Raw genomic sequence first — 15,633 nt, forward strand, 5'->3', positions numbered from 1 at the left:
AGGTGGCAGCCGGTTTAGTTACGCAAGGGGTGATGCCCGGACGCATACTTTCATGATCCAGAACGCAAGCGTTATCTGCGGCAGTTTGTTCATTTAATTCACCTGGAGGATCGCATGGGAAGTTCGATTGGCCGTGATGGCGCCGAAGCTGGCACATGATCACAATCCATATGTTGAAAATTTGTCAGCCATAAATGAAAAATATGCTAACTGGATGCTATTTTCGGAACCACCTAGATACGGGGTCGCGTCGCGGCTTACAGAAGAAAGTTATCCGCCAATGTACTGGGAAAGTTTTGCCTAAATTCTGAGGTTAAAACGAAAATTTTTGACGAAGTTCAGGATGTTGCTTTCGTTGCTAGTCGCTGGAGCACTTCCCGCACACTGACGGGTGTTAACTTAATACCAAGATGCAGATTGGCAAGCACTCCGTAGACGCTGGTGGGCGCCCAGCTATCGAGCCCTTACAATCAAGGCAGCCGCGGACAACCACATCCTGATCGGCAATCATTTGTCTGAGAAGGAGTTCATCAAAAAAACCTCCAGGTGCGTCATATCCAGAGGCCTATGGTCTATTTGCGGACTTGCTGAGGGCTTTGCTCCAGCTCTGATCCTTGCTGTGTTTCCAGTCACGGTCGGCCTTACTGTCAACGTTAAGCGGGTGGTCGAAGTTGCTGCCTGAACTGACCTGGCATTGGCGAAAGCCATCATCCCAGCCAGCAGCGTACTGGCGATCCTGCAAATACGCTGGCACGTTCTTACGAAACTCGCCAACGGTGCCTGTGGCTTGGCGACCGCTGACGCAACCATCATCAAATCCACTGGCGAATACCGGAGGATACCCTTGAGCGAGCAATTGATCTTTGGTGCTCTGGCAGCCGGCGAGCAGCGCTAGCGGTAAGAACAGTGTGAGGACCATCCGGGCTTTGCGGCTTGTAATGCTTATCTGACGATTCATTTGTCTTGTTCTCTGTGCTGCTGGATGTACATTGCCCTTTGTGATGGTTTGTCACACTGATGCCTCGCCTTGAGCGCAGCAGTCAGCGTGACTGTAGGCCAGGCAGTTTCGCCCAGTCCTCCGCGTCCAGCGAACCGATAATACGGGGCGCTTGTTTGCCGTCGACTTGAACGAAAAACGCTTGGGTGTAGGCGCTGTCACGTTGCCCTGCGCGCACACCCATCTTGCGTTCGAAGTGATCGATACAACCGCTGTGGGTGATCAGAACCAGATTTTCCTGTGATTTCTTATGGGCCAGAACGGCATCTTTGAAATTAATGTCGCAGTCCTCCACCCAGCTTTCAGTAGGCACCACTTGGCCCGAGATAAAATCTGCGGTCTGGCGAGTACGAGTTAATGGACTGGCAATTAGGTGGGCCTTCTGCAGGCCCAGATGCTGCAAACCGACACCGACGGCTGCAGCCGCTTGACTGCCATTAAGAGTGATGCCATCAGGACTGCCCAGGCATGGATTGCCAGAACGATCGCAGCGTTCAGCATGCCTGATCATCAACACTACGTTTCCACGTGCCCATTCAGCATAAAGTTTCGACTGGGTGGTAGTGTCAGCCGCGCCCAAATCGGTCACATGAGTGGCGGTCAATAGCCAGGCAAGGACGATCGACAGGGCCAGTAACAAGCCACATAACACTAACCTGCTAAGGAAAGTCCTGTTGAAACGCAGCGTACGCGGCGCTTTACTCGTTGAAACCAACACAGGATATGGTGCGTGAGCCACAGTATCGCTCCGTAACTAGAAAAGGTAAAACCAAGATAACTGTGAGGGCATCAGCACCTCTTAATCGCAAGGTAAGGGGGGAGCTGTGGTTACTTGGTGAATGAAATGTCAAAAAATAGTTGAGGACATTCGTGAACTGAAGGCGCAGTCCTAAACGTTGGCGTTGAATGGGCATCCCACTAACCGACCTTTTCTTGGCATGGCTTTCACGAAAAATTGATCAATCCGCCCCTAGAGTTCGCTTTATCGACGTCCTGCTGACTCCGCCGCACGACGTGCCTCAATCCAGGGAATGTAATTTGATGTTAAAAATAAAGGCCGTTCGATCGGAATTTGTAACCTTAATCGCCAGCGCTTTCTTGCTGCTTGGATTCAATTCTATCCTGTGGCAGCACCTCTTTAAAATCATCGACGGCAATGAATCGAGCTTACTGCTGCTCGTGGCGTTCGGCATTATAATATTTTGCCTGTTCAATATAGCTTTAAGCCTACTCGCCTTTAAAAAAGTATTGAAACCCGTACTCATCATTTTGTTCATGATCAGTGCTGGAGTGGCTTACTTTATGAGCCGCTACGGCGTATTGATAGACACAGGAATGTTGCGTAACTTCGCCGAAACCAATGCTACCGAAGTGTGGGATCTGCTATCTCTTAAGCTGTTTTTATACATTGTGCTGCTGGGTTTAGCGCCGTCGCTGCTGCTATGGTTAACCCCAGTCTACTATCGGCGATGGCATCGGGAGTTAATCAGTAAAGCCGTTATCTGTATTGGCTGTGGCCTGGTGATCGGTGGTGTTGCGCTCTTCAACTATCAAGGATTGTCCTCACTGTTTCGCAACCACCACGAATTACGACTGATGGTAGTACCCAGCAACTATATCGGCGCCTCTGCCAGCTACCTGCGTGAACAGTTTGTCACCGCGCAGAAGCCTTTCAAGAAGATCGGCGAGGATGCCGTTCTGAGCAGCCAATGGGCTCAACGGACTCGTAAATCTCTGACCGTCTTGGTGGTGGGGGAAAGCGCGCGGGCCGAGAACTTTGGCATTTTGGGCTACACCCGCAACACCACACCGCAATTGCAGAAAGAACAAGGGTTAATTGCCTTTACGGATGTCCACTCCTGCGGCACTGAAACGGCAGTCTCAGTGCCCTGCATGTTTTCCAATATGGCCCGCAAGGACTACAACGCCTCTACCGCAAAAACCCAAGAAGGCATGCTGGATATCCTAAAACGCGCAGGCCTGGACGTCGTCTGGCGGGATAATCAGTCCGGCTGTAAGGGAACCTGCGACCGGGTTACTCTGGACGATGTCAGCAACTCAATCGACTCGAAACTCTGTGCAAACAACGAATGTAGAGACGAAATCCTCCTGAAAGGCCTGCAGAACTATATTGATCATCTGGAAAAAGATACCGTGCTGGTGTTACATCAGATGGGCAGTCACGGTCCGGAGTACTTCAAACGTTATCCAAAAGAATTCGAAAAGTTTACTCCGGTTTGTGAAAGTAATGCGCTCGACAACTGCACTAAAGAAAGCATAATCAACGGTTACGACAACACCCTGCTGTATACCGACCATGTATTGGCTAGCCTGATTGATATCTTGCGAGGAAATCAGGATAACGTGGATACCGCCATGATTTATCTGTCCGATCACGGCGAATCATTGGGTGAGTACAATTTGTTCCTCCATGGCACACCCTACATGCTCGCCCCTGATCAGCAGAAGCACGTACCTATGCTGACCTGGTTTTCGGACAACTATAAACAATCATTCAATCTCAGTACCGACTGCCTTGGGAAAAGCGTCAATAAACCCTTGAGCCAGGACAATCTGTTTCATTCGATGCTGGGTTTACTACAGGTAAACACGGTGGTGTACGACCCTGCACTAGATATGTTTTCAGGGTGCAGGACCGCTCTGGATAACAGCATGCTGTCTGAAAAGTGATCCGTCACCACGCGCGCATCTCCTGAACCCTTTTAAAGCTGCGTCTATTACAGGCGCAGTCATCTTTTGTTAACACATTTATGACATTTATCTTGCACAGCCTTTTTTGATGCCGTTCGGCACTTGGAATAATCGCTCTTCGGTACATGGAGCAAAGGGAGCAGCGCATGAAAGTCACAGTCTTCGGCACCGGTTATGTCGGCTTGACCCAGGCCGCCTGTCTAGCGGAGGTGGGCCACACCGTATGCTGCATGGATGTCGACAGCCAACGTATCGATGCGCTGCGCGACGGGATTTGCCCGATTTTCGAACCGGGCCTTGGAGAGTTGCTGCGCAACGGGCTGAACAGCAAGCGATTGCAATTCACCACAGACGAAGTCGAAGCCAGCCGATTTGCAGAGGTCGTATTCATAGCTGTAGGCACACCGCCCCAAGCGGATGGCAAGGCGGACCTGAGTCAGGTGTTCGCGGTGCTTCGCTCCCTGCTGCAGCATGCCAACGGAGCGCGGATCATCATCAACAAGTCCACCTCGCCGGTCGGGACTGTCGACCAGATGTTCGCTGAAATCGCCGCCAGCCCAAGACGGGATGAAGGCTTCGAGGTAATCAGCAACCCTGAGTTTTTCAAGGAGGGCTCAGCCGTCAGTGATTGCCTGCGTCCGGATCGCATTATCATCGGCGGCGCGAGCCAGGCGGCGCTGGAGCGGTTGCGTGAGCTGTACCAACCCTTCAGCCGCAACCGCGAGAAATTTGTAGTCATGGACGCACGCAGCGCGGAACTGACCAAGTACGCGGCCAACTGCCTGCTGGCGACGAAAATTTCGTTCATCAATGAAATGGCCAACTTGGCCGAACGGTTTGATGCCGACATCGAGCAGGTGCGGCTGGGTATCGGCTCCGATCCACGCATTGGCTATGACTTTATCTATCCAGGCTGTGGCTTCGGCGGCTCATGCTTTCCCAAGGACCTTCAGGCACTAATCAGCGCCGCCCACGAGCACGGCATGGAGACGTCTCTGCTCAGCGCCGTGGAAGAGGTAAACCGTCGCCAGAAGCACCGCCTTTTTGAGAAGGTTAGTACGCATTACCAAGATGCAATAAGGGGCAAAGTGTTCGCTGTTTGGGGGCTGGCGTTCAAACCCAATACCGACGATATCCGCGAAGCGTCGAGTCATGCGCTGCTTGAAGCGCTCTGGGAGGCCGGTGCCACCGTCCAGGCCCACGACCCCCAAGCGATGGGGGCAATCAAGTCTCGCTATGGCGAGCGTGATGACCTCAAACTGATGCCCACCAAGGAAGCTGCACTTGAGGGTGCAGATGCATTGGTCGTGGTCACCGAATGGCAAGATTACCGGGTGCTCAATCTGGAGAAGCTCGGGGAGCAGCTTCGGGATCGCGTGGTATTTGACGGTCGCAACTTGTTCGACCCGCTGCAACTGCGTGAAGCCGGGTTTACTTACTACGGCATTGGCCGTGGTCAGGCGGTTCTGCCATGACCGTACTCGTAACAGGAGTAGCCGGATTCATTGGCTTTCACGTGGCCAGACGGCTGTGTGAACAAGGCATTGAGGTGGTCGGTATCGACAACCTCAATGCCTACTACAGCGTCGAACTCAAGCAGGCACGACTGGCGCAGCTTAAGGAACTGCCCAGCTTCACCTTCCACCGTCTGGACATCACTGACGCCAAGGGGCTGTCCACTCTGTTTGAGCGCCATGACTTCGAGCAAGTCATTCACCTGGCCGCTCAGGCCGGTGTGCGCTACTCCCTGGAAGAGCCGGGCGCCTACGCTCAGTCCAACTTGGTCGGCTTCGTTAATATCCTTGAGGCCTGTCGGCATCATCGGCCGGCCCATCTGATCTACGCGTCAAGCAGCTCCGTTTACGGTGCCAATACATGCATGCCGTTCAGGGTCGAGGACGCCGTCGACAGGCCCCTTTCCCTGTATGCCGCGACCAAACGCGCCAATGAGCTGAGCGCATACAGCTATTCCCACCTGTACGGTCTGCGTGCGAGCGGATTGCGATTTTTCACGGTGTATGGCCCGTGGGGTCGCCCGGACATGGCGCTGTTCAAGTTCACCAGGGCCATGCTCGCCGGGGAGCCCGTGGACATTTACAACCATGGCGAGATGGCCCGGGATTTCACCTACATCGACGACATTGTCGAAAGCATTCTGCGCTTGCGCCTGCGCCCACCCGAAGCGGTCGACAGCGAGCCTGCTCACCAAATCTTCAACATCGGCCGGGGCCAGCCGGTGAAGTTGCTGGAGTTCGTCGACTGCCTGGAGGCCGCTCTCGGTCTGCGTGCCGAACGTCGCTATCTGCCCATGCAGGCCGGGGACGTGCCGCAAACCTGGGCAGACGTCACGGCGCTGACGCGCTGGATTGACTTCCAACCGCAGGTGTCGGTCGACACCGGCGTTCAAGCCTTCGTCGACTGGTATCGGGAGCACTACCAGCCCCGGATCTGCCCATCCTCTTCAGCACCGAGACGTTAATGACTGCGCCTATTTTCCTTTCCGTGATAATTCCCGCCAAAAACGAAGCCGGTAATCTGCCCGCACTACTCCAGGAGGTCCGCGCGGCGGTTTCCGAAGAGCGTTACGAGGTGCTGGTGGTGGACGACGGCAGCACCGATGACACCCTGCAAGTGCTGCGCGACTTGAAGAACGGCGGATTCTCGCAGCTGCGGATTCTGCAACACGAGCGGTCACTGGGTCAGAGCACTTCGGTCTACAACGCTGCGCAGGCCGCACAAGGCCAGTGGCTGGCCACGCTGGATGGCGATGGCCAGAACGATCCCGCGGACATCCCCGGCATGTTGGCTCTGGTGCGTGCTCGCCAAGGCGGTTCCGATGCCATCCAGTTGGTTGCCGGGCATCGGGTGAACCGCCGCGATACCGCGAGCAAACGCTGGGCCTCGCGATTTGCCAATGGGTTACGCAGCCGCCTGCTCAAGGACTCGACGCCCGATACCGGTTGCGGCCTGAAACTGATCGAACGTGACGCATTTCTGCGCCTGCCGTATTTCGATCATATGCACCGCTTCATTCCGGCGCTGATCCAGCGCCAGAACGGCCGCATGCTGGTCCACCCAGTCAACCATCGTCATCGTCAGGCCGGCATATCCAAGTACGGCAACCTCGATCGTGCGCTGGTGGGAATTCTTGATCTGTTCGGCGTCTGGTGGCTGATCCGTCGGACACGGCTGAACAGCCAGCCACGGGAGCTGCATCTATGAAGCTAGATAACGAAACGCTCTGGCTGGTGGTGGGCTTTGCGGGGCAGGCCGTGTTTACCGGGCGCTTTGTCCTGCAGTGGCTCTATAGCGAAATACACAAGCGCAGCCTTATCCCGGTTGGCTTCTGGTATCTGAGCATGGCCGGCAGCGCGCTGCTGCTCGCTTACGCCATCTATCGGCAGGACCCGGTCTTCATCGCGGGCCAGTCCTTCGGGTTCGTGGTTTACCTGCGCAATCTTCAATTGATCAGCCAGCAGGCTAAAGCAGTCAAGGAAGAATAACGGTGCTAAACAAGCTCTCACCACGTCTGGAAGGATGGTTGTTGGTCGCGCTCGCCGTTGTGCTGATTGGGGCCGGACTTGGCCTGCGCCAGGCGCAGAACGTGGACGAAGAACGCTTTCTGGGGGTTGCTCTGGAAATGCTCCAGAGCGGCTCCTGGTTCGTACCCCACCGGGCGGCGGAAATCTACGGTGATAAGCCGCCGCTGTTCATGTGGGCCGTAGCATTTTTCATCTGGTTGACGGGCAGCCCGAATATCGCACTTTACCTGCCGGGACTGCTCTCGGGGAGCGTGGCCACCGCGGCGCTTTACGATCTGGGCAGGCGTCTATGGAATCGTCGCATCGGACGCTACGCCGCCCTTCTGTTCCTGGCTACCTATCAGACTTACAGCATCCTCCGTACCGGGCAGATCGATAGCTTTCTGTGTTTGTGGACCGCCCTGGGCTTCTACGGACTTGTTCGCCACTTGCTGCTCGGCCCCGCCTGGCGCTGGTTTTATATCGGCTGCGCGGCCATGGGTCTGGGCATCATCAGTAAAGGAGTTGGTTTTGTCCCGGCGTTGATGCTTATTCCCTATGCCTATGCCGTCCGTAAAGGATGGCACGGTGTGGTCGCGATGCCCGGTCAGGCAGGCCGCTGGGCGCTCGGCCTGTTGGTGGTCTTGCTGGCGTGCGGCCTCTGGCTGGTACCGATGGTTATCTCGGTAGTGCGCGACGGCGGTCCGGAAGGTTTTGCCTATATCCGCGAGATCCTCCTGCATCAGACCGCCAACCGCTACGCGGCCGCCTGGGATCATCGCGAGCCATTCTGGTACTTCTTCGTCAACGTCATCCCTCAATACTGGTTGCCGCTGGTACTGGTGTTGCCGTGGTTGATTCCGGCTTGGCGCCGACAGTTGAGCAAGCACGACGGCAGAGTCCTGGTGCTGCTCGGCTGGGTGGTATTGGTGCTGCTGTTCTTCAGTCTCTCTAGCGGCAAACGCAAGCTCTACATCTACCCGGCCCTGCCAGGTCTGGTGCTGATTGCCGCGCCTCTGCTGCCGTGGCTATTGCGGCGCTGGTTCCATGAACGCGCTTGGGCTCGAAAAGTATTTCCCGCTGTCGTCGTTGGCTGGTTCTGTCTTTGGTTTGCTCGCGGCTTCATCGAGCCTGTCCTGGACGGCGAAAACCCTCACAAGCTTGTGATGGAACAAGCCGCCGAAGTCACCCAGGGGGCCGACCTGGTGCTGGTCAGCTGGCGCGAAGGCCATTGGCTTTTTGCGCGCCAGCCGATTGTGCATTTCGGCTTCGCCGACGCTCTGGCAATCGAGCAGGCCGCCAGCTGGCTGCGCGAGCATCCCGGCACTTTTGCGCTGGTTCCCGATTCGCAACTGGCCAATTGTTTCATCCCGGAAAAAGCCCACCCGCTGGGTCCGACATCCCGGGCCGACTGGTTCGTGGTAGATGCCAGCGCCGATAACGGCAAATGCCGCCCGCAGACGCATGCCGATGTCTATCACTTCAGTTGGAAACAAAATGCGAATTGACCCGGGTTTCAGTCGTCCATCCCGTCAGCCTGTACCTGAGGTCATGATCCCGCAACGCCGGCCGATATCACGCACTCGAGTTCTGATGGGTATCGGGGTGCTGGGTCTATTGGCTCTTGGCAGCGCCGTATCCAACCATTTTCAGATCCATCAACAGCTCTACCAATATGGAAGTATCTGGCTGCATGGCAATCAGGCTCCCGAGGCAAATATCTGGCTGCCGGACTACCGTGTGGTAATCGACGCAAAGCCCATCGACCCGACACTGGATAACCTCTCCGGCATCACCTACGACTACGATAATGATCGACTGCTTGCTGTGACTAACAAGGGGCCGATGCAACTGCTCAGCCTGGACAAAGACGGCAACATCCTTGCGCGCTATCCGTTGATCGGTTTCGATGACACCGAAGGTGTGGCGTATCTGGGCAACGGTCGTATTGCGCTAAGCGACGAAGAACTGCAGCAACTGGACATCATCACGTTGCCCACCGAGGTTAGGCCCATCCAGGTCGAAGAGGCCCAGTACATCGCGCTGATGATCAACCCCACCACAAGCAACAAGGGTTTCGAGGGTGTGACCTACGACCCGGAGGGCGACCGGCTGTTTGCGATCAAAGAGCGTGACCCACGACAATTGTTCGAAGTGTCCGGGGTCTTGCGTTCGATCGATCAGGGCAGGTTGCAGATCAAGGTGACAGACAGGCAGGACTGGGTGACGCAGAGCATAGCCGCCCGTGACTTGTCGGACGGCTACTATGACTCGCGCACAGGGCATTTACTGGTGCTCAGTGACCAGTCGCGGTCCATTACCGAACTGGACAGAGAGGGCCGCTTCGTCAGTGTTCGCTCATTGCTGGGCGACTTCTCAGATCTTCGCCGCAGCGCACCGCAGCCTGAGGGGATGACCATGGATCGCGACGGCAACCTCTACGTAGTCAGCGAACCCAATCTGTTTTACAAGTTCTCTAAAGCTCCGAAACAGGCCCCAAAATAACCCGAGATGAAATCCCAAATCCCTAAGCTGCCAGCATCCTGCTGTCACTTGGACGCAACGGGCGGTATCCACTTCAACAGGTTTTCCTTGAATCCGTAACTGGCGTTCTGGTAGTAGCTGATCGTCCGGGCCACCAAAGGATCGGCAGTGCTGGACTTTGACTCCAAGCTTTCACCCAGTGCCTGATCATGGCGTCTCAGGCCCTGACGTGGACTGAGAATTGCCAGATCCTTGCCATCGAACATGCCCAGATGCTGGTAGTTGCCAACCAGGACCCGGGGTGGCAATTGGTTTTCCTGTAACAGATTGCGGCCGAAAAATGTGGACTGATAATCAAGGTTCAGCAACCCCAGCAATGTCGGCGCCAGATCAATCTGACTGGCCAAATCCGCAGACTCACGGGCATCGATCATCTTCGGTGCGTAGATGAAAAGCGGGATCTGGTAATTCTCAATGGGCAAATCCTCTCTGCCAGCGCTGCCCGCCGTGTGGTCCGCGACAAATACGAAAATAGTGTTGTCGAACCAGGGTTTGGTTCTGGCCTTCTCTAGAAACTTGCCGATGGCGTAATCGGTGTACTTCACTGCGCCGTCACGGCCATTGCCGGATTTAATATCAATTCGGCCTTCGGGATAGGTGTAAGGACGATGATTAGAGGTGGTCATCAACTGCAGAAGAAACGGCTGTTTTTTTGCAAAGTCATTGTCGGCCAGATTCATGGCCTGATTGTAAAGATCCTCGTCTGCCATACCCCAGGCATTCTTGAAGTGAATCTGTGACTCATCAACGCTGGTCTGATCTACGACTCGATAGCCATTGCCGCTGAAAAAAGCGTTCATGTTGTCAAAATAACCGCGACCGCCATAGACAAATACAGCGTCGTACCCAACAGCAGCTAACTGCTGCCCCAGGCTGGCAAAACCACTTTCGCGGCCTACTCGCTTGACGATTGAGCGTCCCGGAGTTGGCGGCATCGACAGGGTAATAGCTTCAAGGCCTCGGTCAGTACGGGTACCGGTGGCATAGAAATTATTGAAATACAGGCTCTGTTTTCGCAGCTCATCCAAATACGGAGTAAGCCCGCGCGTATCGCCGTTGCTGCCCAGATATTTAGCGCTCAGGCTTTCTATAGTGACCAGCACGATATTGGGTGTGCGCACCGCGCCGGGGCTGGTGATAGCGCGTCGAATATCCAGCGGATCGGTGCCGGTAAATTGAGCATTGGGTTCATTCAGCTCGGCGCGCATAAGCTGTGCCGATTCCGCTTTAGGCAAGGTGCTGTAGAACTGCTGGTAATCCAGCTCATTGTTTCTGAAGGCTGCGAAGAACTGGTAAGGACCGTTGCTGGCCAGTTCATGTTGGTAAGCATTGCCTCCCTGACCCCGGGGGGTTTGCTGGTCCACCAGTTGCAGACTGATTCCCGCCATGACCAACAGCGCAGCGATTGTCGCTAGCCGTTGACGCCATGAAGGCAGTCCTGCCTGCAGCGCCGATTTGACCGGTTTGAACAGGGCAATACTCAGGACAAGGGCAATCACAGCCAGGGCGCTTAACAACTTGCCGACCGGGTAAGATTCAAGAATGTTGTTCAACACTTCATCGGAATAGACCAGATAGTCCACGGCGATAAAATTGAAACGCACGCCAAATTCGTCCCAGAACAACCACTCGGCAATAGCCACGAAGAGCATGACGAACAGACTGACCGTCATGATCCCCTGCAACAGCCAGCGATGGCCTCGGGTGCGCCAGAGTGCGGGCGGACAAACCAGCAAATAGATGCCCAACGGCAAAATCGCATAAACCAGAAATGCCAGGTCATAAAGCAGGCCAATGGCGAATACAGACAGGCTTGCGCTGCCCGCTTCGTCCAGATGAGTCAGCCATAAAACACAACGGGTGGTCAAAAATACAACAAGCCAGCTTGTACAAAGAAGATACAGATACCGCAGGGGCGCGGATGAGAGAACTCTCATTATGGTCAATTCCTTTTGCTCGGTAAGAACCGAGTACTCCAAAGGCCTCGCTCAACTCATTGAGCGGACAGATTTTTTACGCGAACGCCTTACCCACCGTAGTTCACGATATGGAGATCAGCCATTTTTATATTTTGCGCAACACGTAAACGCGCCACATGGCATAGAGCGGAATAAAATCTGACTTGCTCTCGATTTCAAACCCGGCCTGTTCGAACTCTGCCTCAGCCACGGCGCGTGGTATGACAAATCTGTTCTGGTAGTCGCCCTGCTTGCCTTGAGCCTTTCGACGCTCCTCGTGACGATGGCGCCTCCAGGACTTGAAGTTGCCATCGACCCACATCGACAGGATCACTGTCTCACGGGTAACGCGGTGGAATTCTCGCAACATCGTCAAGCGATGGGCAGGCTCACCAATGTGGTGAATCAGGCGCATGCTGAAAATACAGTCGACGGCGTTATCCGGAAGATCAATGTCAAAGGCAGAGGTATGCAATGGCTTTACCCGACTGACGACGTTCGGGGACTGATGATCAATGGCGGTCTTGATCATGTCGGGCGAGTTATCCGCACTAATAATAATTCGATTGGGCTTTTCAGCCAGCAAAGGCCAAAAACGACCAGCACCACAGGGTAAATCCAGTACCAGCCCAGGATCGCCGGCCTTCTGCAGTGCGTCCCGTGCCATCTGTTCATCCCGGTAATGGGACAACTTGCGGGACACACCATCCTGGTGTTTCAGGAAATACTGTTTGGCGTGGTCTTCGTCGTACTTTTCGGAAAACTTGAGTTTTACAGGGTTGCTCATGGGGGATCTCCAATAGCTAGACCCACAGGCTAAGCATTACGGTGTCAGGGAGAGGTGAATGAGTTGTCAAAATGATGTAGAGGCCGTTGCTCACCTTTTTACGGCGAGCGGCCTGATATCCAGAACATGGGCCTGGCCTGACCCGGAAGCACCGACAATAGACAGCCGGCTAACTATTTGATACACGGAGTCGATGCGCTGGATTGTGAGCGTTTTAACAACGATTTCACCTCAAATTGAACTTTGTTCAGGTAACGTCATAATCTCGGCCAGCTTGGTCGGAATCTTTTGGCGATGACTGTTAGGGAGGTGTCGAGTGGAATCGGGAAAAACGAGATTTTTTGCCTGGAACCTGGGTTTGCCACTGGTAATCGGTCTGGCAATTTTTATGATTTTTGATCTCACCCCACTGGACGAAGTGATCAGCAACTGGCTGTACTATCCCGAATCCACGTTTCCATTTGCCCATGATCGCTTCTTCGAAAACCTCACTCACCGCTGGCCACGTGTTATCCCAGACTGGACCGGCGAAGCCGCGCTCATCGGCTCTGTACTCTCGTTCGTCTGGCCACTGATCAAGCCTGAGCGTGATGGGGGGTTGATACGCAGGCTGGAAGTGTTGCGTATCGCCCCGCTACTACGTTTCACTTCCCTACATCGGCGTGATTTTCTGTTCGTCGTTGTTGCCTTTGCAATCACGACCGGCATGATTCACTTTTTCAAGAGCCACACCAGTATCTACTGTCCAGTAGAAACCACGCTTTACGGCGGCATCCAGGAAAAGAAGGAATGGTTTGAGAACTTCAACCTGTTCCATGAAGCAGGTGCCGGCCGTTGCTGGCCCGGAGGGCATGCCTCTGGCGGCTTTACCATGCTCGCCCTGTACTTTGTGGCACGCCGTTATCGATGGCGGTATGCGAAAGCGACCCTGTATGCAGCGCTGGTACTGGGAGTGATTTACGGCACCACACGGATTTTTCAGGGCTGGCACTTCATGTCGCACACATTTTGGGCGGGGGTCATTGTCTGGCTCAGCACCCTGCTTACCGCGCTGGCCTTTTATGGGTGGCGACAATTGGCGCAACCTGTGTTCTGGAAGATCGCGAAGACCAAGCTATTGGGCGACAATGCGAGCGAGAATGTTTAGTCTCCATTGAAAGATGTGTCATGAGAATGGATCACTTGAGCAGACCCCGCGCGCATCCATTTCAAGTCGCCCTTGAGTCTCTAGGCTACCTAGCAGCGACTTGCAGTTATAAGAAAAGGATCACGTAATGCGTATTCTTGTTATAGAAGACCATAAAAATATTCTCGCTAACATTACCGAGTACTTCACGCTCAAAGGCTGTGAAGTGACTGGAGCCCTCGATGGGCTGAGCGGATTGCATCATGCGGTCACCGGTAATTACGACGCCATTATTCTGGACCTTATGTTGCCAGGCATGGATGGCATGCTTGTATGCAAAAACCTGCGAGAAAACACGAAGCATCAAACACCGATTCTAATGCTAACAGCACGTGATGAGTTGAGCGATCGCATATCAGGATTTAATGTTGGTGCCGATGACTACATCGTCAAACCTTTCGCACTTTCCGAGCTGCTTGCCCGGGTCGAAGCGGTTGCGCGGCGTTTCAGGGGCGTCAAAAAGCGCGTGCTGCAGATCCATGACTTGACCTACGATCTGGACTCCCTTGAAGTCAGTCGGGCCGGCTCATTGCTCAAACTTAACCCGACCAACATGGTTTTTCTTGAGTTGTTGATGCGCAGAAGTCCTGCTGTGGTGAAGCGCAAAGAGTTCGAACAGGCCATTTGGGGCGACAGCACCCCGGACTCCGATAGTTTGCGGACCAATATTTACCTGCTGCGCAAAATTATCGATAAGTCGTTTGATATTCCCTTGCTGCATACTGTTCACGGTATGGGATATAAGCTGCAAGGCCCTAGATGAGCAGAGCTTCGGTCACAGGGCAATCAGATTGGTACGGATATTATTTTGCACAACGCGTGGACTTAAATGTCGAATCCAAGGCTTGCCTCCTAGCGTTCCGATCATTACCACTGAAGTCGAGATGTGAGTCGTCCACACGGTCTTCATCGCGAGAAGCAACGCACATACGACACTGATTGAACGAACTCTCTGCGCCATCGGTTCCTGGTCACAAAAATAATCGTCGACGAAACGTCATTAAAGACGTTTGGCCATATCCCCCCAGGGGGGATAAATTGCAGGCCTTAATCATTTAGATCATAGGCTCAAGCAATGAGTGATCACGAATACCCACATCCCCACACGCATCAGACCCACGAAGCGATTATCAAACGCCTGAAGCGTGCGGACGGGCACCTGCGAAGCATCATCGCAATGGTCGAAGACGGGCGTGAATGTGTAGACATCTGTGAACTCTGGTGATTTTAAAGCTGCAGATTGACCAGAGTTCGCCCCAGATAGCCGGGGCAGCTGCTGAATTGGCCAGAAGAGATCATCCCGGTCGCGGCAAATCAGTAGGACGTGCCCAGGAATTCGAATGCTTTTCACGCATTACGGTCTATCCTAAACATCACCGACCCATTTCAGAGGCTACACAGCATGGCTAGGAAGGAGCAAAGGCTTAAGGACATGCTGGTCCGTGCTAAAGCTGAAGTCCTAGCAGGAGAGCATTTCCGTACCCCGGAGTACCTAGCATTGCTTCTTGATAGGGAACTCGACGGGCTCATCCGGTCGCTTGAGCAAGCAGAGGTAAAGCGGGAGATCTTTTCGATAGTGCATCAAGGCCAAGTACTCTATCCGGACTATGCGTTCTCGGATAATCAGGAGGGTAATCTGCTCCCTGGACTGGTAGAGATAATCGAAATCCTTTCCCCAGCGAACGATGATTGGGGAATGGCTTTTTGGTTTAGATCCCCTAACAATTTTCTTGGGGGCAAACGGCCTGAAGATACCCTACATCAAGAATTCGACAAGGTGGTGGCAGCGGCTCATGAACAAGTCGATTCCATCATGCCCGGCTAAGCTCCGACGGAGTCCTCAGCTGTGGGGGTTCAACCTGACCCGAGCCAGGAAGGAGAAGGGATTGACCTTCTTGCTCTTAGAGTACCGGCTTGATTCGACCCGT

The 15,633-nt window shown here is 54.2% G+C and carries 14 protein-coding genes and 1 pseudogene; 11 read left to right on the plus strand and 4 right to left on the minus strand.

All coding sequences use genetic code 11. The features are described from left to right. Positions 1-565 precede the first annotated feature (565 nt). On the minus strand, positions 566-919 hold the full coding sequence (locus H096_RS07260; RefSeq protein WP_033897480.1) for a hypothetical protein: 354 nt from the start codon (positions 917-919) through the stop codon (positions 566-568). Between the two features lie 121 nt (positions 920-1,040). Beyond that, entirely contained in the window at positions 1,041-1,736 is a 696-nt protein-coding gene (locus H096_RS07265) for a histidine phosphatase family protein (RefSeq protein ID WP_241495485.1), read from the minus strand. Positions 1,737-2,038: 302 nt separating this feature from the next. Between H096_RS07265 and H096_RS07270 the strand changes: the two genes are divergently transcribed. The 7 genes from H096_RS07270 to H096_RS07300 all read left to right on the plus strand — a co-directional run bounded on the left by H096_RS07270 (position 2,039) and on the right by H096_RS07300 (position 9,735). After that, complete coding sequence (locus H096_RS07270; protein ID WP_033897482.1) at positions 2,039-3,688, plus strand: phosphoethanolamine--lipid A transferase; 1,650 nt, start codon at positions 2,039-2,041, stop codon at positions 3,686-3,688. A 167-nt stretch (positions 3,689-3,855) separates the two neighbouring features. Continuing rightward, complete coding sequence (locus tag H096_RS07275) at positions 3,856-5,184, plus strand: UDP-glucose/GDP-mannose dehydrogenase family protein (protein ID WP_033897483.1); 1,329 nt, start codon at positions 3,856-3,858, stop codon at positions 5,182-5,184. Further along, the gene (locus H096_RS07280; RefSeq protein WP_033897485.1) at positions 5,181-6,188 is read left to right on the plus strand and encodes an NAD-dependent epimerase; all 1,008 of its coding nucleotides are present in this window, start codon (positions 5,181-5,183) and stop codon (positions 6,186-6,188) included. Before H096_RS07275 ends, H096_RS07280 begins: the two co-directional genes overlap by 4 nt. Beyond that, on the plus strand, positions 6,188-6,931 hold the full coding sequence (locus H096_RS07285; RefSeq protein WP_033897486.1) for a glycosyltransferase family 2 protein: 744 nt from the start codon (positions 6,188-6,190) through the stop codon (positions 6,929-6,931). Before H096_RS07280 ends, H096_RS07285 begins: the two co-directional genes overlap by 1 nt. Next, positions 6,928-7,212, plus strand: coding sequence for a lipid-A-disaccharide synthase N-terminal domain-containing protein (locus tag H096_RS07290; protein ID WP_033897487.1), 285 nt, complete (start codon positions 6,928-6,930; stop codon positions 7,210-7,212). Before H096_RS07285 ends, H096_RS07290 begins: the two co-directional genes overlap by 4 nt. Next, positions 7,209-8,738: a glycosyltransferase family 39 protein gene (locus H096_RS07295; protein WP_033897488.1), complete on the plus strand. Its 1,530-nt coding sequence runs from the start codon at positions 7,209-7,211 to the stop codon at positions 8,736-8,738. Before H096_RS07290 ends, H096_RS07295 begins: the two co-directional genes overlap by 4 nt. A gap of 85 nt (positions 8,739-8,823) precedes the next feature. After that, positions 8,824-9,735 (plus strand): SdiA-regulated domain-containing protein, encoded by a 912-nt coding sequence (locus tag H096_RS07300; protein ID WP_033897489.1) that lies wholly within the window; start codon positions 8,824-8,826, stop codon positions 9,733-9,735. A 44-nt stretch (positions 9,736-9,779) separates the two neighbouring features. On the opposite strand, the gene H096_RS07305 is transcribed toward H096_RS07300, so the two are convergent. Together H096_RS07305 and H096_RS07310 are read right to left on the minus strand one after the other, a co-directional pair. Continuing rightward, positions 9,780-11,711, minus strand: coding sequence for an LTA synthase family protein (locus H096_RS07305; RefSeq protein WP_033897490.1), 1,932 nt, complete (start codon positions 11,709-11,711; stop codon positions 9,780-9,782). Between the two features lie 127 nt (positions 11,712-11,838). After that, the gene (locus H096_RS07310) at positions 11,839-12,519 is read right to left on the minus strand and encodes a class I SAM-dependent methyltransferase (protein WP_033897491.1); all 681 of its coding nucleotides are present in this window, start codon (positions 12,517-12,519) and stop codon (positions 11,839-11,841) included. 316 nt (positions 12,520-12,835) lie between these two features. Between H096_RS07310 and H096_RS07315 the strand changes: the two genes are divergently transcribed. The 4 genes and pseudogenes from H096_RS07315 (at position 12,836) to H096_RS07325 (ending at position 15,530) form a co-directional block, all read left to right on the plus strand. Further along, a complete protein-coding gene (locus H096_RS07315) occupies positions 12,836-13,666 on the plus strand; it encodes a phosphatase PAP2 family protein (RefSeq protein WP_033897492.1) in 831 nt (276 codons plus the stop codon). Between the two features lie 127 nt (positions 13,667-13,793). Next, positions 13,794-14,468 carry a response regulator transcription factor gene (locus H096_RS07320; RefSeq protein WP_033897493.1) on the plus strand — a complete coding sequence of 225 codons (675 nt, stop codon included), beginning with the start codon at positions 13,794-13,796 and terminating at the stop codon, positions 14,466-14,468. A 312-nt stretch (positions 14,469-14,780) separates the two neighbouring features. Beyond that, positions 14,781-14,915 (plus strand): annotated as a pseudogene (locus H096_RS32985) (metal-sensing transcriptional repressor); the annotation flags it as partial. 222 nt (positions 14,916-15,137) lie between these two features. Further along, positions 15,138-15,530 carry a DUF2384 domain-containing protein gene (locus tag H096_RS07325; protein ID WP_143513851.1) on the plus strand — a complete coding sequence of 131 codons (393 nt, stop codon included), beginning with the start codon at positions 15,138-15,140 and terminating at the stop codon, positions 15,528-15,530. Positions 15,531-15,633 lie beyond the last annotated feature (103 nt).

The sequence above is a fragment of the Pseudomonas sp. FH1 genome (assembly GCF_000510895.2).
In the GTDB taxonomy this organism is placed as follows: Bacteria; Pseudomonadota; Gammaproteobacteria; order Pseudomonadales; family Pseudomonadaceae; genus Aquipseudomonas; species Aquipseudomonas azotoformans_A.

Bases quoted from the DNA above. Each gene is read 5' to 3' on its own strand.
- H096_RS07260 (WP_033897480.1), bottom strand. From the start codon at position 919: ATGGTCCTCACACTGTTCTTACCGCTAGCGCTGCTCGCCGGCTGCCAG.
- H096_RS07290 (WP_033897487.1), top strand. From the start codon at position 6,928: ATGAAGCTAGATAACGAAACGCTCTGGCTGGTGGTGGGCTTTGCGGGG.
- H096_RS07305 (WP_033897490.1), bottom strand. From the start codon at position 11,711: ATGAGAGTTCTCTCATCCGCGCCCCTGCGGTATCTGTATCTTCTTTGT.
- H096_RS07280 (WP_033897485.1), top strand. From the start codon at position 5,181: ATGACCGTACTCGTAACAGGAGTAGCCGGATTCATTGGCTTTCACGTG.
- H096_RS07285 (WP_033897486.1), top strand. From the start codon at position 6,188: ATGACTGCGCCTATTTTCCTTTCCGTGATAATTCCCGCCAAAAACGAA.
- H096_RS07325 (WP_143513851.1), top strand. From the start codon at position 15,138: ATGCTGGTCCGTGCTAAAGCTGAAGTCCTAGCAGGAGAGCATTTCCGT.
- H096_RS07275 (WP_033897483.1), top strand. From the start codon at position 3,856: ATGAAAGTCACAGTCTTCGGCACCGGTTATGTCGGCTTGACCCAGGCC.
- H096_RS07310 (WP_033897491.1), bottom strand. From the start codon at position 12,519: ATGAGCAACCCTGTAAAACTCAAGTTTTCCGAAAAGTACGACGAAGAC.
- H096_RS07320 (WP_033897493.1), top strand. From the start codon at position 13,794: ATGCGTATTCTTGTTATAGAAGACCATAAAAATATTCTCGCTAACATT.
- H096_RS07270 (WP_033897482.1), top strand. From the start codon at position 2,039: ATGTTAAAAATAAAGGCCGTTCGATCGGAATTTGTAACCTTAATCGCC.
- H096_RS07300 (WP_033897489.1), top strand. From the start codon at position 8,824: ATGGGTATCGGGGTGCTGGGTCTATTGGCTCTTGGCAGCGCCGTATCC.